Origin of the sequence: Bradyrhizobium sp. OK095 (assembly GCF_900109945.1) — a bacterium.
Taxonomy (GTDB): domain Bacteria; phylum Pseudomonadota; class Alphaproteobacteria; order Rhizobiales; family Xanthobacteraceae; genus Bradyrhizobium.
This window is the reverse complement of the sequence record NZ_FOBX01000010.1, coordinates 257,997-273,595: the sequence shown is the minus strand read 5'-3', so window position 1 is coordinate 273,595 and position 15,599 is coordinate 257,997. Positions and strand designations below refer to the sequence as shown.

At 64.2% G+C, this 15,599-nt stretch carries 16 protein-coding genes and 1 tRNA gene; 12 read left to right on the top strand and 5 right to left on the bottom strand.

The genetic code is table 11. From position 1 onward, the window contains the following. Positions 1 to 979: 979 nt before the first annotated feature. From BMW89_RS26660 to BMW89_RS26625, 8 genes are all read left to right on the top strand, one after another. Positions 980 to 2,137: a thiolase family protein gene (locus BMW89_RS26660; RefSeq protein ID WP_092030460.1), complete on the top strand. Its 1,158-nt coding sequence runs from the start codon at positions 980 to 982 to the stop codon at positions 2,135 to 2,137. Then, positions 2,137 to 2,526 (top strand): Zn-ribbon domain-containing OB-fold protein, encoded by a 390-nt coding sequence (locus tag BMW89_RS26655; protein WP_092030458.1) that lies wholly within the window; start codon positions 2,137 to 2,139, stop codon positions 2,524 to 2,526. The genes BMW89_RS26660 and BMW89_RS26655 overlap by 1 nt, the downstream gene beginning before the upstream one ends. Before the next feature lie 204 nt (positions 2,527 to 2,730). Further along, positions 2,731 to 3,591: a MaoC family dehydratase gene (locus BMW89_RS26650; RefSeq protein WP_177196326.1), complete on the top strand. Its 861-nt coding sequence runs from the start codon at positions 2,731 to 2,733 to the stop codon at positions 3,589 to 3,591. A gap of 151 nt (positions 3,592 to 3,742) precedes the next feature. After that, the gene (locus tag BMW89_RS26645) at positions 3,743 to 4,621 is read left to right on the top strand and encodes an SDR family oxidoreductase (protein WP_092030454.1); all 879 of its coding nucleotides are present in this window, start codon (positions 3,743 to 3,745) and stop codon (positions 4,619 to 4,621) included. 73 nt (positions 4,622 to 4,694) lie between these two features. Continuing rightward, the gene (locus BMW89_RS26640; protein ID WP_092030452.1) at positions 4,695 to 5,648 is read left to right on the top strand and encodes a dihydrodipicolinate synthase family protein; all 954 of its coding nucleotides are present in this window, start codon (positions 4,695 to 4,697) and stop codon (positions 5,646 to 5,648) included. A gap of 4 nt (positions 5,649 to 5,652) precedes the next feature. Beyond that, positions 5,653 to 6,447, top strand: coding sequence for an NUDIX hydrolase (locus tag BMW89_RS26635; protein WP_092030450.1), 795 nt, complete (start codon positions 5,653 to 5,655; stop codon positions 6,445 to 6,447). A gap of 81 nt (positions 6,448 to 6,528) precedes the next feature. Then, the gene (locus BMW89_RS26630; protein WP_092030525.1) at positions 6,529 to 7,443 is read left to right on the top strand and encodes a DMT family transporter; all 915 of its coding nucleotides are present in this window, start codon (positions 6,529 to 6,531) and stop codon (positions 7,441 to 7,443) included. A 126-nt stretch (positions 7,444 to 7,569) separates the two neighbouring features. Then, positions 7,570 to 10,257 carry a PAS domain S-box protein gene (locus BMW89_RS26625; RefSeq protein ID WP_092030447.1) on the top strand — a complete coding sequence of 896 codons (2,688 nt, stop codon included), beginning with the start codon at positions 7,570 to 7,572 and terminating at the stop codon, positions 10,255 to 10,257. Between the two features lie 3 nt (positions 10,258 to 10,260). Here the strand turns inward: BMW89_RS26625 and BMW89_RS26620 are convergent, their stop codons facing one another. After that, positions 10,261 to 10,614, bottom strand: coding sequence for a GrlR family regulatory protein (locus tag BMW89_RS26620; RefSeq protein ID WP_092030445.1), 354 nt, complete (start codon positions 10,612 to 10,614; stop codon positions 10,261 to 10,263). Between the two features lie 248 nt (positions 10,615 to 10,862). Between BMW89_RS26620 and BMW89_RS26615 the strand changes: the two genes are divergently transcribed. After that, complete coding sequence (locus BMW89_RS26615; RefSeq protein WP_092030443.1) at positions 10,863 to 11,360, top strand: hypothetical protein; 498 nt, start codon at positions 10,863 to 10,865, stop codon at positions 11,358 to 11,360. Positions 11,361 to 11,418: 58 nt separating this feature from the next. On the opposite strand, the gene BMW89_RS26610 is transcribed toward BMW89_RS26615, so the two are convergent. Then, the gene (locus BMW89_RS26610; RefSeq protein WP_092030441.1) at positions 11,419 to 11,805 is read right to left on the bottom strand and encodes a VOC family protein; all 387 of its coding nucleotides are present in this window, start codon (positions 11,803 to 11,805) and stop codon (positions 11,419 to 11,421) included. A 180-nt stretch (positions 11,806 to 11,985) separates the two neighbouring features. Here BMW89_RS26610 and BMW89_RS26605 point away from each other — a divergent pair, with 180 nt between their 5' ends. The 3 genes from BMW89_RS26605 to BMW89_RS26595 all read left to right on the top strand — a co-directional run bounded on the left by BMW89_RS26605 (position 11,986) and on the right by BMW89_RS26595 (position 13,462). Then, positions 11,986 to 12,552 (top strand): hypothetical protein, encoded by a 567-nt coding sequence (locus tag BMW89_RS26605; protein ID WP_092030438.1) that lies wholly within the window; start codon positions 11,986 to 11,988, stop codon positions 12,550 to 12,552. 156 nt (positions 12,553 to 12,708) lie between these two features. After that, positions 12,709 to 13,236, top strand: coding sequence for a hypothetical protein (locus tag BMW89_RS26600; RefSeq protein WP_092030436.1), 528 nt, complete (start codon positions 12,709 to 12,711; stop codon positions 13,234 to 13,236). A gap of 149 nt (positions 13,237 to 13,385) precedes the next feature. Beyond that, positions 13,386 to 13,462, top strand: a tRNA-Arg gene (locus tag BMW89_RS26595). 50 nt (positions 13,463 to 13,512) lie between these two features. Here BMW89_RS26595 and BMW89_RS38065 read toward each other — a convergent pair. The 3 genes from BMW89_RS38065 to BMW89_RS26580 all read right to left on the bottom strand — a co-directional run bounded on the left by BMW89_RS38065 (position 13,513) and on the right by BMW89_RS26580 (position 15,527). Beyond that, a complete protein-coding gene (locus BMW89_RS38065) occupies positions 13,513 to 13,665 on the bottom strand; it encodes a hypothetical protein (protein WP_177196325.1) in 153 nt (50 codons plus the stop codon). A gap of 174 nt (positions 13,666 to 13,839) precedes the next feature. After that, positions 13,840 to 14,805, bottom strand: a complete 966-nt coding sequence (locus tag BMW89_RS26590; protein ID WP_092030434.1) for an AraC family transcriptional regulator — start codon at positions 14,803 to 14,805, stop codon at positions 13,840 to 13,842. Between the two features lie 449 nt (positions 14,806 to 15,254). After that, entirely contained in the window at positions 15,255 to 15,527 is a 273-nt protein-coding gene (locus BMW89_RS26580) for a hypothetical protein (protein ID WP_092030430.1), read from the bottom strand. Positions 15,528 to 15,599: the final 72 nt, after the last annotated feature.

Sequence of the window (15,599 nt, the reverse complement as noted above, 5' to 3'; positions counted from 1 at the left end):
TGCCAGCCAGCTCCGCTGGCTCAGTTCGATTGCAACGAAAATTGTGCCACTATGTCCGGCGGTGGGCGTGCTCTCGGTCGATGCTTGCATCAGACTCTCCGGTGGTTCGAGTGTGGAAACCCAAACCTAACGGATAGGGCTCGCTCACCGCCCCATGGAATCTACGGCACCATTCCTTGTGTTGCCCGTCGGGTAAAACACCCAATGGGCGGGTCAATCCACGGGCGCAAAAATATTCCACTTTACCGAAATTCGGAATTGTCGTATCGGTGCGCCACCTCATCCCCCTCAGAGGGGCGTATCGCGATCGTCACGAAACGCGGGGTGAGTGGCGGTGGACGCGGGCTGCGTCGCGCGAGCGGTTGTCTCGTGCACGACGGGCGCAGGTCGCGTACGGCAAAATCGTGTGGTCCTGACGCCCGGGGTCTGTGCGTCAAGTCTTGCGGTCATTCGCAAGGCGACGGGGGCAATAGTGCATCGCTCCCCGGGGAGAGCACGACATAAGCCGTAAAGCCACTGCGCAGGGAAGGCCGGTTGTCTGGCTTCACCTGTATGCCGCTGTGCAACCTCTTGTAGCGCAAATTTCGCACAGTGGACCGTGGGTGCCCGGCCGGCACCCGGTCTTCCCTGCGCCCTTTGTTTTGAAGGGAGCAAGACGGAAGTAAAGCTCGGGCGAGATGCGCCGCGAGGCTGCAACTGTATGTCCGCAAGGTCAGATCTCGTGCCCCGGACGCAGCGCAGCGCTTCTTAGCGGTGCGCTGCAGAGCCGGGGCCCACGTCGCAACGATGTCGCGGCCGCATGGGTCCCGGCTCTGCGCAGCAACGCCACGGCGTTGCAGCGCGTCCGGGACACGAGAGCATCGCTACCATTTGCGCCGACCCGCTGCCCTCTCGCCCGACGGAATATTTCCGCGCTTGCCAATCAAGCCCCTGGGGTTCAGAAAAAAGAGCCAAGAAGAAACGCGAGCGGAGATCTTATTTGACCATCAAGGGCAAGGCCTACATTGCCGGGATTTTTGAACACCCGACCCGGCATGCGCCGGACAAATCCACCGCCCAGCTCCATGCCGAGGTCGCCAAGGGCGCGATCGAGGATGCCGGGATCAGCAAGGACGACGTTGACGGCTATTTCTGCGCCGGCGATGCTCCCGGCGGCGCCTGGCCGATGGTCGATTATCTCGGGCTGAACACCAAAAAGCTCCGCCACGTCGATTCCACCGAGACCGGCGGCTGTTCCTACATCATCCATCTCGGCCATGCGGCGGAGGCGATTGCGGCTGGCAAGTGCTCGATCGCGCTGATCACGCTCGCCGGCAAGCCGCGCACCGGCGCGATGCCGCCGCGCGCGGCCGGCGCGGAAGCCGATTTCGAGTCCGCTTACGGGGCGACCACGCACAATGCATATGGCATGTGTGCCATGCGCCACATGCACGACTATGGCACCACCTCCGAGCAGCTCGCCTGGATCAAGGTCGCGGCCTCGCATCACGCGCAATACAATCCGCATGCGATGCTGAGGGACGTCGTCACCGTCGAGGACGTCTTGAACTCGCCGATGATCTCCGATCCGCTGCATCGGATGGATTGCTGCGTTGTCTCCGACGGCGGCGGCGCGCTGATCGTGACGACGCCCGAGATCGCGAAGAGCCTGAAGAAGCCGCTGGTCAAGCTGATCGGCCATGGCGAGGCGATGAAGGGCCCGCGCGGCGGCAAGGATCTCGATCTCACTTACTCCGCCGGCATCTGGTCCGGCCCGCGCGCGTTCGCCGAAGCCGGCATCACGCCGAAGGACATCAAATACGCCTCGATCTATGACAGCTTCACCATCACGGTGCTGATGCAGCTCGAAGACCTCGGTTTCTGCAAGAAGGGCGAGGGCGGCAAGTTCGTCGCGGACGGCAATCTGATCTCGGGCGTCGGCAAGCTGCCGTTCAACACCGACGGCGGCGGCCTGTGCAGCAACCATCCCGTCAACCGCGGCGGCATGACCAAGATCCTCGAGGCCGTGCGGCAATTGCGCGGCGAGGCGCATCCGAAGGTGCAGGTGAAAAATTGCGATCTCGCCATCGCCCACGGCACCGGCGGCCTATTGGGCGTTCGCCACGCCGCCTCGACGGCCATTCTGGAGCGTGTGTGATGAGCGAAGCCAAGAAATATCCAGCACCCGTCACCAATCCGGAGACCGCAGCGTTCTGGGACGCGGCGAAGCAAGGCAAGTTCATGATCAAGCGCTGCACGGCGTGCGGCGAAGCGCATTACTTCCCGCGCTCGATCTGCCCGTTCTGCTACTCCGACAAGACGGAGTGGGAGGAGGCGTCGGGCGAGGGCACGATCTACACTTATAGCCTGATGCGGAAATCGCCGACCGGCCCTTACGCGATCGGCTACGTCACGCTGAAGGAAGGTCCCTCAGTGCAGACCAATTTCGTCGACTGCGAATTGGAGAAGCTCAAGATCGGCCAGAAGGTGAAGGTGGTGTTCAAGCCGACCGACGGCGCGCCGCTGCCGTTCTTCACGCCGGTGTAGCTCTTTCTTCCTTCTCCCCTTGTGGGAGAAGGTGGCGCGAAGCGCCGGATGAGGGGTATTGCTCCGCGGAGAGACTCGCAGCGCGGAGCCAACCCCTCACCCAAACGAGTTTGTTGCGGGCGGCATCTGGCCCTCTCCCACAAGGGGAGAGGGCGCAATAGGCGCCGCCGCCTGCTGAAAGAACGCCGGGAGGAAACAAACAAAATGTCCGCCAGATACGAAGAGCTCAAAGGCCTGAAAAACATCGGCCAGAACTACGCCTACAGTGATCGCGAGGTCATGCTCTACGCCTATGGCATCGGGCTCGGCGCCGACCCGATGGACGAGAACGAGCTCGCCTTCGTCAACGAGGGCACGCTGACGCCGCGGCCGCTCAAGGTGGTGCCGACATTCGCATCCGTCGCGGCGTGGGGCGCTGGGCCCGGCGAGATGAACCTCAACCGCGTCATGGTGGTCGACGGCGAGCGCGACATCACCTTCCATCAGCCGCTGCCGGTGGCCGCGCACATCACCGCCGACTCTTCCGTGGTCGAAGTCTACGACAAGGGCGAGGGCAAGGGCGTGGTGATCAGCCACCAGACCGTGCTCAAGAACGAGAAGGGCGAGAAGCTCGCCACGCTGGTCGCCTCGCGTTTCGCTCGCGGCGATGGCGGCTTTGGTGGGCCGAGCCTGACCCAGCCTGATCCGCACAAGATCCCGTCGCGCGCGCCCGACAAGACCATCGACATCGTCACGCGTCCCGATCAGGCGCTGGTCTATCGCCTCTGCGGCGACCGCAACCCGCTGCACAGCGACCCCGAGTTCGCGAAGAAGGCCGGCTTCCCGCGCCCGATCCTGCACGGCATGTGCACCTACGGCATCACCTGCCGCGGCGTGCTTCAGACCTATGCCGACTACGATGCAAGCGCGTTCCGCCAGCACGTCGCGCGGTTCTCCTCGCCGGTCTATCCCGGCGAGACCGTGACCATGGACCTCTGGAAGGACGGCAACGTCATCTCGTTCGAAGCCAAGGTGAAGTCGCGCGGCGTCACCGTGATCAAGAACGGCAAGACGGTGCTGGGTTAGGTCTCGTGCCCCGGACGCAGCGCAGCGCGCAAGCGGTGCGCTGCAGAGCCGGGGCCCATGGCAGCGAAGAACTGGGTCCCGGCTCTGCGAAGCAGCGTTTCACGCTGCATCGCGTCCGGGACACAAGAAACAAAAACAGGGAGAAGCCACCATGGGACTACTCGACGGCAAGGTTGCGCTGATCACCGGCGCGGGCGGAGGGCTCGGTGAGGCCTATGCAAAGCTGTTCGCGCGGGAAGGGGCCTCCATCGTGGTCAACGATCTCGGCGGGCCCCGCGATGGCTCCGGCGCCGACACCTCGATGGCGCAGACGGTGGTCGACGCGATCAAGGCCGAGGGCGGCAAGGCGGTCGCCAACGGCGCCGACATCTCCACCATGGAGGGCGGACAGTCGCTGTTCGACGACGCCATCAAGCATTTTGGCCGCGCCGACATCCTGGTCAACAATGCGGGCATTTTGCGCGACCAGACCTTCTCCAAGGCGTCCGAGTCCGACTGGGACAAGGTCATCAAGGTCCATCTGAAGGGTACCTTTTGTTGCACCATGCCGGTGTTTCGCTGGATGCGGGAAAACGGCGGTGGCGTCATCGTCAACACCTCCTCGACATCAGGCCTGATCGGCAATTTCGGCCAAACCAATTACGGTGCGGCGAAGGGCGGCATCTGGGGCCTGTCCAACGTGCTGGCGATCGAGGGCCGGAAGTACAACATCCGGATCTGGACGCTGGCCCCGGGCGCGCTGACCCGCATGACCGCAGACCTGCCCCGCTATAAGGAGAACCCGGGGGCGGCGCTGGGGCCGGACGGCATTGCGCCGGCCGTGCTATACATGGTCAGCGATTTGTCGGGCGACCAGACCGGCAAGGTGCTGGGCGTGTCCGGGCCCCGCGGCGTGCGCGAAATGCGGATGATGGAAATGGACGGCTGGAAACCGCCGCACTCGGGCTGGAATGCCCGGGACATCGCTGAGCATGCCAAGGAGATCTTCTTCTCCGACGAGCAGATCAAGATGGGCGCGCGGAGGTTTTGAGCGGAACTGTCATCCGGGGCGCGACGAAGTCGTGAACCCGGAATGACGACAGACGATAGGACAGAGAGACCCAATGAAACTGACCGCCGACGCCAAGGGCACCTTCGCAATCGCGCCGACGCCGTTCCACGATGACGGCCGGATCGACGAACGCTCGATCGACCGGCTGACCGATTTCTACGAGGAGGTCGGCTGCGACGGCGTCACCGTGCTCGGCATTCTCGGTGAGGCGCCGAAGCTCGACGCCGCTGAGGCCGAGCAGGTGGCGGTGCGCTTCGTCAAGCGCGCCAAGACAATGCAGGTGATCGTCGGCGTTTCCGCGCCGGGCTTTGCCACCATGCGCTCGCTGGCGAAAGCCTCGATGGACGCAGGCGCGGCCGGCGTGATGATTGCGCCGCCGCCCTCGCTCCGCACCGACGACCAGATCGTCGGCTATTACAAGCAGGCCGCCGAGGCCATCGGGCCGGATGTGCCCTGGGTGCTTCAGGACTATCCGCTGACCTTGTCGGTGATCTTCACCCCCGCGGTGATCCGCAAGATCGTCATGGATAATGCGAATTGCGTGATGCTCAAGCACGAGGACTGGCCGGGGCTGGAGAAGATCACGACCCTGCGCGGCTTCCAGAAGGACGGCTCGCTGCGTCCGCTCTCGATCCTCTGCGGCAATGGCGGCACGTTCCTCGACTTCGAGATGGAGCGCGGCGCCGACGGCGCCATGACCGGCTATGCCTTCCCGGAGCTCCTGATCGACGTCGTGAACCTCTCCAGGGCCGGCAAGCGCGATGCGGCGCATGACCTGTTCGACGCCCATCTGCCGCTGATCCGTTACGAGCAGCAACCGGGCGCGGGCCTCGCCGTGCGCAAATACGTGCTTCAGAAGCGCGGAATCATCGCCTCCAGCGCCCAGCGCAAGCCCGGCGCGACCATCACGCCGACGGCGAAGGCCGAGGTCGAGTACCTGTTGTCGCGCGTCGCCCGCTTCGACAAGCGCGCCAATCTCGGCCCGCAATCCAGCGCCGCAGGTTAATTGAATGCCCGAGACATCAGCATCACGCCCGGCCTCGACCATCCTCCTGCTCCGTGATGGTGCGAATGAGGTTGAGGTCTTCATGATGGTCCGCCATCATCAGATCGAGTTCAACTCGGGCGCGCTGGTGTTTCCGGGCGGCAGTGTCGATGCCGGCGATCAGGAGATCGTCAAACGGTCCGACCTGTATTCGGGCGGTGAGGGCCTCAGTGAATCGGATCGCGGCTTTCGTATCGCCGCGATCCGCGAGACGTTTGAAGAGAGCGGAATCCTGCTGGCACGGTCGAAAGGCTCCAACACGCCGATCGATGCCAAACGCGCCGGCGAGATCGCCGATGCGCACCGCGTGGCGCTCAACGAGCACAAGATCAGTTTCCTCAGCATTCTCTCCGACAACGGCCTCCAGCTCGCGCTCGACACGCTCCTGCCTTACGCGCACTGGATTACGCCGGAGGGTATGCCGAAGCGTTTTGATACCTGGTTCTTCCTCGCGGCAGCGCCGCCCGATCAGCTCGGTGCCCATGACGGCCGCGAGTCCACGGATTCGATCTGGGTCTCGCCGCGCGAAGCGGTTGAGGGCGGCGAGAGCGGCCGCTTCAAGCTGCCGTTCCCGACCACGCGCAATCTGATCCGGCTTGCGAAGCAGGGCAGCGTGAACGCGGCCCTCGACCATGCCAAGGGCATGTCGGTCGTCACGGTGATGCCGGTCATGACCAAGACCGAAACCGGCCGCCAGCTCCGCATCCCTCGCGAGGCCGGCTATGACGGCGAGGTGTTCGAGGTTGGCGCCGTCGGCTAATACACTTCGATACGTAACGAAGTATTGGCGAGCGCGGACGCGCTAGGTTCCGTCCATCGCGGAATGGACGGGACGCATCAGATGGACAACCGGCAGGACACCAACATCGCCGTCGAGCTGGCGCTGCTGGTCGCGCTCGCAACGCTCTGGGGCGGCTCCTACACCTTCATCAAGCTCGGCGTCGCCACCATCCCGCCGATCACGCTGATCGCGGCGCGCACCACGATTGCGGGCGTGCTGTTGCTCGTCGTCATGTGGGCGCGCGGCGTCAGGATGCCGACGGACGCCGCGACCTGGCAGCGCTTCGCGTTCCAGGCCGTGCTCAACAGCGTCATCCCCTGGACGCTGATCGCCTGGGGCGAGCGCCACGTCGATGCGTCGCTCGCCACCATCCTCAACTCGGCCGGGCCGATCTTCACCTTCCTGCTGACGGCGGTCGTCACACGCCATGAGGCGACGAGCCCGCGAAAGCTGTTCGGGGTCGTAGCGGGCATGGCCGGCATCCTGCTGATCGTCGGCGTCGACGCCTTCCATGACATCGGTAGTGGCCTCGTCGCGGAGGCGGCGATTGTGGCCGCCACCGTCTGCTACGCCTGCGCCGCGATCTTCGGCCGCAGTTTTAAAGGCCTCGATCCCATGGCCCCCGCGGCCGGCTCGCTGCTTGCCGGCGCGGCCGTGCTGATCCCGGCCGCGCTGGTCGTCGAGCAGCCCTGGACGCTATCGCCGTCGCTCGCTTCCGTGCTGGCGCTGCTGGCACTTGCGACGTTCTCGACCGCTGCGGCCTTCGCGATCTACTTCCGCCTGATCCAGACCCTGGGCTCGGTCGGGACCACCGCGCAGGCCTATCTGCGCGTGCCCATCGGGGTCGCCATGAGCGTCGCCTTCCTCGGGGAAAGCCTGAGCCGGACCGCCTGGATCGGGCTTGCCTGCGTCGTTCTCGGCGTCGCCGCCATGACGATCCCGGCCATGCGGCCGGCCAGCGTCAAACCGTCATAATCGGGAGGGGAGGAGGGACGGCGGGCCGACAATATTAAGGATATTCGGCGGCCCCAGGCATGTTCCCCCGGGGGTGCAATACGTCGTATATTGGGACTCCAGTAGCCCGGTTCCTCAAAAGCCCCAATGTCCGCCGAATTGATGCCGACCCCTGAGAAAAAGCGAACATTCTCGCTCTCCATCGGCCAGCTTACCTTCGGCAGCTTCCTTCTGGTGCTGGCGGTGATCATCGTCACCTCGACCGCGAGCGTGATCGCGATCCGGCACATCGACACGACCTTCGCCGAGTTGCAGCGGCTCCAGAGCGTCGGCGACCTCGCCGAGGACATCGACCGCCGTATGAACGAGCTGCGGCTCGCCGCGCGCGACTTCGTGACCGATCCCGGTGCCGGCATCCAGTTCAAGCAGGTGGGCGAGGCGGCTTCGACGCTGAGCGACATCCTGAAGAAGACCCGCATCGAGCTCGCGCCCGAGCAGCAGGATATGATCGACGGCGTCACCGAGCGGCTTGCGACCTATCGCAACGGCCTCGAGCGGATATCGACCCTGATCGACCGCCGCGCCCAATTGCTCGCCGGCCTGCCGCCCCTGCGCGACCGGTTCGATGCGGCCGTCGGAGCCACCGCGGACCGCGAGCTCGCCTCCCGCCTGTCGGAGGCGCAGAGCCGGATCGCGCTCGGGCTGCTCGCGCGCAATCCGTCCGCGGCCGAACAGGCTGCGCAGAACATGCGGACGATGAATATTGCAGACGCCGGGCTGAAGTCGGCCGTGAACGACTACGCCGACGCCATCATCGCGGTGGCGGTCCGGGAGCGGCAGATCGCCGATATCGACCGCGAGGTGCTGGGCACCGAGGGCCGGCTAATCGGCCGCGTCACCGAATTGCTGCGCGAGGTCTCTGCCAGGCGCGGTCACGTGCTGTCGCGCGATTTCGCCCGCACGCTGACCGAGGCGCGATGGCAGAGCATCGTGTTCGGGACCATCGGCGTGCTGATCGGCATGGTCGCGGCCGCCTTCGTGGTGCGACGGACGGTTCGGCCGCTGGCAAAGATCGCAAGGTCGATTCGCGCGCTCGCCGCCGGCGAGAAAGACACCTCGATCCCGTCTGCCGATCTCGACAACGAGATCGGCGACATCGCACGCGCAGCCGAAGTGTTCCGCCGCGCGCTGGAGGAGGCCGACACCGCGCGTGAGGCAGCGGTGCGCGCGTTGACCGAGCAGCGGTTGGCCGAAGAGAGCTATCGAAAACTGTTCGAGGGCTCGGTCGACGGCATCTATGTCACGACGCCCGCAGGCGACCTCCTCAACGCCAATCCGGCGCTGGCGCGGATGATGGGCTATGACAGCCCGAAGCAGCTGATCGAGAGCATCAACGACATCGCCCACACCATCTACGTCCAGCCCGAGGCGCGTGCCGAATACCAGCGGCTGATGACGCGCGACGGCATCGTGCGCGAGTTCGAGTACCAAGTGCGCCAGCGCAGCGGCAACATCCTGTGGCTCTCCGACAGTGCTACCGGCGTGCTGGACGAGGCCGGGAATATCGTCCGCTACGAGGGCACGCTGCGCGACATCACCGACCAGAAGCGGGCGGAAGACGCCGTCGCCGAAGGAAGGCGCCTGCTCCAGCAGGTCATCGACACCGTGCCCGCGGTCATCAACGTCAAGGACCGCGATCTGCGCTATGTCTTGATGAACCGTTACATGGCCGGCATCTTCGGCATCGAGCCCGGCGATGCGCTCGGCCGCACCACCGCGGATCTGATGTCGCGCTACGGCGCAGCCAAGACCGACGAGAACGACAAGCGCGTGCTCAACCTCCGCAAGGGGCTCGGATTCTACGAGGAAGAGTACAAGGATTCCTCCGGTAACATGCGGCAATGGCTGGTCAACAAGCTGCCGCTGCTGGATCCCGAGGGCGAGATCGAGCGGATCGTGACCGTGGCGCTCGACATCGGCGAGCGCAAGCGCGGCGAGCAGGAGATGCGCAAGGCCAAGGAATCCGCCGAGACCGCGCTGCGCAATCTGCGCGAGACCCAGGCCTCGCTGATCGAGGCGGAGAAGCTCGCCGCGCTTGGGCGTCTCGTCGCCGGCGTCGCGCACGAGGTCAATAATCCCGTCGGCATCAGTCTCACGGTCGCCTCCGCACTGGAGCGCAAGACGGCGATGTTCACGTCCGAGGTCGAGCGCGGCGAACTGCGCCGCTCCACGCTGAACGACTTTCTCAACACCAGCCGCGATGCGTCCTCGCAGCTGGTCTCCAATCTCAACCGCGCCGCCGAGCTGATCCAGTCGTTCAAGCAGGTCGCCGCCGACCGCAACTATTCGGACCAGCGCTCATTCGATCTCGGCGACCTCACCGAGCAGGTGGTGATGAGCCTGCGGCCGGGCCTGCGCAAACACAATCTGACGCTCAATGTCGAGTGCCAGCCGGAGCTGACCATGAACAGCTATCCCGGTCCGTATGGCCAGGTGCTGACCAATCTGTTTCTCAATGCGGTGGCGCACGCCTTCCCGGAAGGCCGGCCGGGAACCATCGACATCCAGGTGCGCGAGTCCGGCAAGGACAATGTCGAGATCATCTTCGCTGACAATGGTTGCGGCATGAGCCTCGACGTCCGCCGCCGCGCATTTGATCCGTTCTTCACCACAAGACGCGATCAGGGCGGCACGGGCCTCGGCCTGCACATCGTCTACAGCATCGTCACCAACCGGCTCGGCGGACGACTCGATCTCGATTCAGAGCAAGGCGAGGGGACGCGCATCCAGATCATCCTGCCGCGCACCGCACCGCTCGAGCAGGCTGCGGAATAGTCGCTAATCAGCTTCGGCGAGCTTGTGCAGGCTGGCGTTGAATATCAGGCTGGCCTTGCCGACGAGGGCGGTGCCCGTCATCTCCGCGCGCGTATCCGTGTAGGTCCCGCTGACGCCGATGCCGACCGGAGCCGGACCGCCGAACAGCGGATTGTCGTCGCCCCGCGGCGAAGTGTGCCGCTGCACCAGCACCTCGCCTTTGAAGGTGTGGTCGTCCTTCACCACGTAGCTGCCGGTGTAATAGAGGTAGGCATCGCCGCCGAGGATCTTGCCGTCGCGGAAAAGAATCACGCCGCTGCCCTTGCCGACCCGACCATCGAGCAGGTTGACGTGAATCGAATAGAGGCCGTTCTTCATAACGTCCCGAGGCCGGCCGCCATCGCCCAATGGCGCAACCGGTAGCGCTTTTATGCCAAAGCGCATCCCCTGGCGCAACGTGACAGTTTGCGGTTGGCAAGTCTTCGAACCGTAATTGTCCCGGCTTGTCTGTGGCGCACTTATGACCGTCTCATCATGGGGCGAGGCTGACAGTTGCGAATCAGAGTTGGCCCGCAACATGCATAACCATTGTTGCACTAGCCGCGGGGTGCTGGAGCAAGAAAAACGTGAGCAACTGGATCGAATCCGGCGGCGAAGAGCCGCGTCTGTACAGTGCGCGTTCCACGAAATGCAAAAGCGAAAAATGGAGGACAGGCAGCGCGACACGCTGGCGAAGCGTGACGAGGCTTGCTTGCGCTATAGCTCTTATCGCGCTCGCAGCTCCTTTGGGGTACGCGCGCGACCGCGGCCAGTTCGTCAACACCAGTGCCGAATTGAAGGCCTGGTTCGACGGCCTGCGAAGCGGCAAGGGGCCATGCTGCTCGGATGCCGACGGATCGGCGCTCTCGGACTCCGACTGGGACAGCAAGGACGGACACTATCGTGTCCGCGTCCCGCGCCTCGGTTACGTGCTCGATGGTCAGCAGCAGGAACTGGTCTGGGTCGAGGTACCGGAGGAGGCGGTAATCTCGGAGCCCAATCGGGTCGGGCGCACCATGGTCTGGCCGATCTACGGCTACATGGGCGTGACCATCCGCTGCTTTATGCCCGGTAGCATGACTTAAGCGCGCCAGACGGCATGCCGTCTGGCCTCGCTGTTGTCTGATGTGGGCTCGTACCGCGTCAGGTGTATTTCTTGTCGCGCTCAAGCAGCTCGATGGAGATGCCTTCGGGGCCGCGGATGAAGCAGATGCGCACGCCCGGCCGGAGTGTGGTCGGCTCGCGCGTGAAGGTGACGCCCTTGGCCTTGATCTCGGCCGCGACGGCGTCGATGTCCTTCACCGTCAGTCCGAAATGGTCGAGGCCTTGATGCGGGTGCGGCGGCGGCGGGTTGACGGCGTTGTCGCCTTCGAGCGGCGCGATGAAGATTTTTGCGCCGCCGAGATTCACGTCGATCCGTCCCGGCGCACGCACGACCTCGCCACCGAGGATGTCCTGCAGCCAGGCCGCCGTGGCCTCCGGATCGGGGCTGCGCAGATGGACGTGATCCCAAGTGACGGCGACTGGCATTTCATATTCTCCCAACGGGGTCTTTGATGTTGCGGCGCATGTTAGCGGCCTTAGGCGGTGATCGCCACCGTCCTTGCCGACTCGCATGAAGCGCGGGAACCTTAGTTCGACTGCCGGATTAAAGTAAGCGGTGGCCCAGTCCGTCGTCGAACCTGTTTGGCCACCATCGGTGATATCGCCATGAACGCCAGGCTTGACCTGACAGGGGTGGGACGCTTCGCCGGGATCGGTGAGCGCGTGGCGCGTGCCGTGACGGTCGCGAGTGTCTCGTTTGGCAGAAGCCTGTTGTGGCTGCTGGCGGCCATCATCGTCGGATGCGGCGTCTGGATGCTGCTGCCCCTTTCCAAAGGCAACGGCACTGAGCCGGTGAAGCCGGACGTGGCAGCCGTCGAACCGGCGGCCTCCGGCGATGCCGCAGCCGCGGCCTCGCCGATTGCCCAGGCTCAGGCTTCCGCCGAGCTCGATCGTCTCAAGATCTCATCGCAGACCTGGCGCCGCGGTGGCCTCGGCTCGAAGGCGCTGGTGACGTTCACGCTGCGAAACGACAATGACTATGCCGTAAAAGACGTCGAGATCGTTTGCGCATTCGCACGACGCGATGGCAGTCATCTCACCGACCGCAGCCGCGTGCTGGCCGAGACGGTAACCATGAAGAGCCGCAAGACCTTTGCGCGCGTTCCTGTCGGCTTCATCAACGTGAATGCCGATCAGGCGAAGTGTTCGCTGGTTGCCGCACGACGCGCGTAAAGGCCGCTTCGGGTAGCGGAAAAGTTACCGTCATTGCCCCTTGGTCAAATTCCTGGCGTTGCCATTTGAACCTCAGGCTGGGTGCAGGAACCAATTAGAGTATCGCCTGTTAAGGCGAAGAGCCCACGCGGGGATGCGGGGGGCGGAGCGCGGCCAATGCCCATCTTTCGGTATTTCGTTTTTGTCGGTGGAGCCCTGCTCACACTGCTGTTCGCGGTGAACTACGTTGTGCCGGCCTCGCCTGTCGCGCAAGCGGTCGCGACCGCAAGCTACGATCAGCCGCTAATTCGGATCCGGTCCGATCGCCATCTGCCCGAGCGGGTCGTGCTCGACACCAGCCAGCCCACGATCGCCGCGCCCGTGGTGAAGACCGCAGCCGTCGCTGCGCCTCAGACTCCGGTGCATGATGCTGCATCGCCGGCCCTTGCCGAGATGTCGGCCAAGGCGCGGGTGCGCGAGACGTTCGCCCAGTTCACGCCCAATTTGAAGGTCGACACCGCCTCAGCCAGGAAGGCCGAGGCGAAGCCGCAGGAGCAGGCTCAAGCGCAGATCCCTCAGGCTGCTCCGGCCCAGGCTCAGCCCAAGCGCAAGGTCGCGAGGGCGCATCCGGCACCGCAGCGCGGTCAGCCGATGATGCTGGTGGCGCAGCAGCCGCATTTTGGCCTGTTCAATACGACCTGGTGAGGCCCGCCCTTGGCCCGCCTCGATGGACGCGGATAGGGCTTTTTATTGGCCAGCCTCTCTGCTAATTCGAACGCGTCCGAACGCCGCCCGGTGATGGTTGTCCAGCACCGTCAGGTGGCGTTCGGCGACGGCCCGTCTGCCGGGCCAGGGCGCTCGTAGCTCAGCTGGATAGAGCATCGGATTTCGATTCCGAGGGTCGGAGGTTCGAATCCTTCCGAGCGCGCCATTTGCCAGGCCGGAGCTTCGAGCCGGGCCGACGCAATCCGCAAAGCCCGCCTACTTGCCCTGGATCTTCAGTCCATTCGGTCCGACGTTGATCTGCACGCCGTCGGGTTGCTTTCTCGCCTGGTAAAGATTGTAGCCCAGCACGCCTGCGGTGACGATCAAAGCGCCAATAATCAAGAACAGTACATTGCGGCTGATGGACATGCTTTCCCCTGGATCGATAACGAAGGCGAGAAAAACCCCACGCCTTGGATGCGCGGGGTGCTTTGTGTGGCGGCTAGACTTGGCGACACACTGGCTTGGTAACGCCGTCCGAAAGCACAGGTTCCACGGCGGCCTACCACGCGATCGGTGGCATTCGAGGCACGGCTTAGGATGTCAGCTTGCGGGAAGACCGGTCTGCCGGCCCCGTGCCAGCGTGTCCGAGGGCGCCTCGTGGAAGGTCGCGCGGTAGGCTGAGGCGAACTCGCCCAGGTGATGAAAACCCTGGGCGCGCGCGCAGGTCGCAACCGATGCGCCACTGGTCCTGAGGAGCTGGGTGCGGGTCGCCCACAGCCGCTTCAGGCGGATGTATTGATGCAGGCTCATGCCGCGCACCTTGGCCACCGCTCCACTGAGAGTCCGGACCGAGACGCCGAATTCGTCGGCGAGATTGGCGGTATAGATCGGTGAGGTCGGATAGGCCGAGACGTAGTCGTCGATCTGCTGCACGAGCCTGGCGGATCGCGCGCTTGCACTTGGGGCGCTGCGTGCCGACATCGGATCAATTTGAAACAGGTCGTCGAAGGCGAGCAGCAGGCCTTCCTGGAGATGTGCGGCGACCTCTCTGGTTTCGAACATGTGCGGATTGACGGACGCGGTCCTCAGGATATCGAGCACGAGCTGTCGGGCATGAAGATGCGCAGCCGGGTCCGCGATGCGAACCCACAATGCATCGGCGCGATCGAACCAGCCGCGATCCCGCAGCGCGGGTGAGAACATGATCAGCGCGTGGTAATTGGTCTGATGCTCGACGAAATGGCAATGATGGTTGCCGCGCAAGGCGATGAAGATGCGCGAGTCGAGATCTATCCCGCTCGAGGAGGCCCGCAGATCGTCGGTCATCGGCAGGATCACCATGCCACCCGGCGCGCGATAGGTGGTCTCCAGGATGCGCGCAAACGACCGTGCGACGATGATCCGGCACCCCGGCAGGTTCACGACCGCGCGGGCCGCCGCGAAATTCGCGACGTCGAGGGGAATGCTCCGGGCATCCTCCAGCTGCTCGGCCGGCCGAAACGCGTCGACATCGGCGAACTGGACCAACTGAAGTGCGGAAGAGGGGGCGAGAGCGTCGAAGAACATGCGTCTGGCCAGATGCTGAAATGTGACAATGAAATGAATGTCCGTACACGCAATCAATGGCGAAACTTGGCGATTCAGTAAACCGGATTCCGGGCAGTAGTATTGCGGACATCATGCCACGCTGCGCGGCAGATCGATGTCACCCTCAACGGTCTCGGCTCATTGGCTGGCCGGAGGCGAGGTCGATGAAATGCAGGCGTGTGCAGGCAGGACAGGCGAAGGACTCGAAGCTGCGCCCTTCGGGTCTCTGCTGCTTCTCTAGATGCGTCTGCACATTCATGCCCGTCTGGGGGCATCGGAAAACAATAAGATCCGCCATCAGCGCAGCATGACGGGATGGAGCTCGTCGTCCTTGATCTAGATCAGTTTTGGAGCCGCTCCAGATCGCAACAGCGCATCGCCGCCCGCATCTCGCAAAAGCGAAGGGGCCCGAAAGGCCCCTTCAGAAATCACCAGCGGCGATAGCGTGGCCCGTAATAGCGGGGGCCATAATATCTCGGGGCGTAATAGCGCGGCGGTCCATAGTATCCGGCGCCGTAGCCGTAGCCGTAGTTCGGCTGCCACCAGCAGCGCCCCCATTGATTGCAGACCATGCGGACCTGCTCGACGTCCGAGACCTGCGGTGCCGCAGGGGCAGGCGCGATGGGCATGGCGGACGCCGCCGGCGATGCCATGATGGCACCGAACAGGGATGCTGCGACGAGGCCAATCTTAAGCTTCATGATGTCTTCCTCCGCTTACGCAATACAGGATATCGAAGTTGTTCTGATCAAATTGTGGCGGAACCGAAATGT

Coding starts and splice junctions, on each gene's coding strand:
- BMW89_RS26655 (WP_092030458.1), top strand. CDS start 2,137: ATGAGCGAAGCCAAGAAATATCCAGCACCCGTCACCAATCCGGAGACC.
- BMW89_RS26650 (WP_177196326.1), top strand. CDS start 2,731: ATGTCCGCCAGATACGAAGAGCTCAAAGGCCTGAAAAACATCGGCCAG.
- BMW89_RS26645 (WP_092030454.1), top strand. CDS start 3,743: ATGGGACTACTCGACGGCAAGGTTGCGCTGATCACCGGCGCGGGCGGA.
- BMW89_RS26640 (WP_092030452.1), top strand. CDS start 4,695: ATGAAACTGACCGCCGACGCCAAGGGCACCTTCGCAATCGCGCCGACG.
- BMW89_RS26635 (WP_092030450.1), top strand. CDS start 5,653: ATGCCCGAGACATCAGCATCACGCCCGGCCTCGACCATCCTCCTGCTC.
- BMW89_RS26630 (WP_092030525.1), top strand. CDS start 6,529: ATGGACAACCGGCAGGACACCAACATCGCCGTCGAGCTGGCGCTGCTG.
- BMW89_RS26625 (WP_092030447.1), top strand. CDS start 7,570: ATGTCCGCCGAATTGATGCCGACCCCTGAGAAAAAGCGAACATTCTCG.
- BMW89_RS26620 (WP_092030445.1), bottom strand. CDS start 10,614: ATGAAGAACGGCCTCTATTCGATTCACGTCAACCTGCTCGATGGTCGG.
- BMW89_RS26610 (WP_092030441.1), bottom strand. CDS start 11,805: ATGCCAGTCGCCGTCACTTGGGATCACGTCCATCTGCGCAGCCCCGAT.
- BMW89_RS26605 (WP_092030438.1), top strand. CDS start 11,986: ATGAACGCCAGGCTTGACCTGACAGGGGTGGGACGCTTCGCCGGGATC.
- BMW89_RS26600 (WP_092030436.1), top strand. CDS start 12,709: ATGCCCATCTTTCGGTATTTCGTTTTTGTCGGTGGAGCCCTGCTCACA.
- BMW89_RS38065 (WP_177196325.1), bottom strand. CDS start 13,665: ATGTCCATCAGCCGCAATGTACTGTTCTTGATTATTGGCGCTTTGATC.
- BMW89_RS26590 (WP_092030434.1), bottom strand. CDS start 14,805: ATGTTCTTCGACGCTCTCGCCCCCTCTTCCGCACTTCAGTTGGTCCAG.
- BMW89_RS26580 (WP_092030430.1), bottom strand. CDS start 15,527: ATGAAGCTTAAGATTGGCCTCGTCGCAGCATCCCTGTTCGGTGCCATC.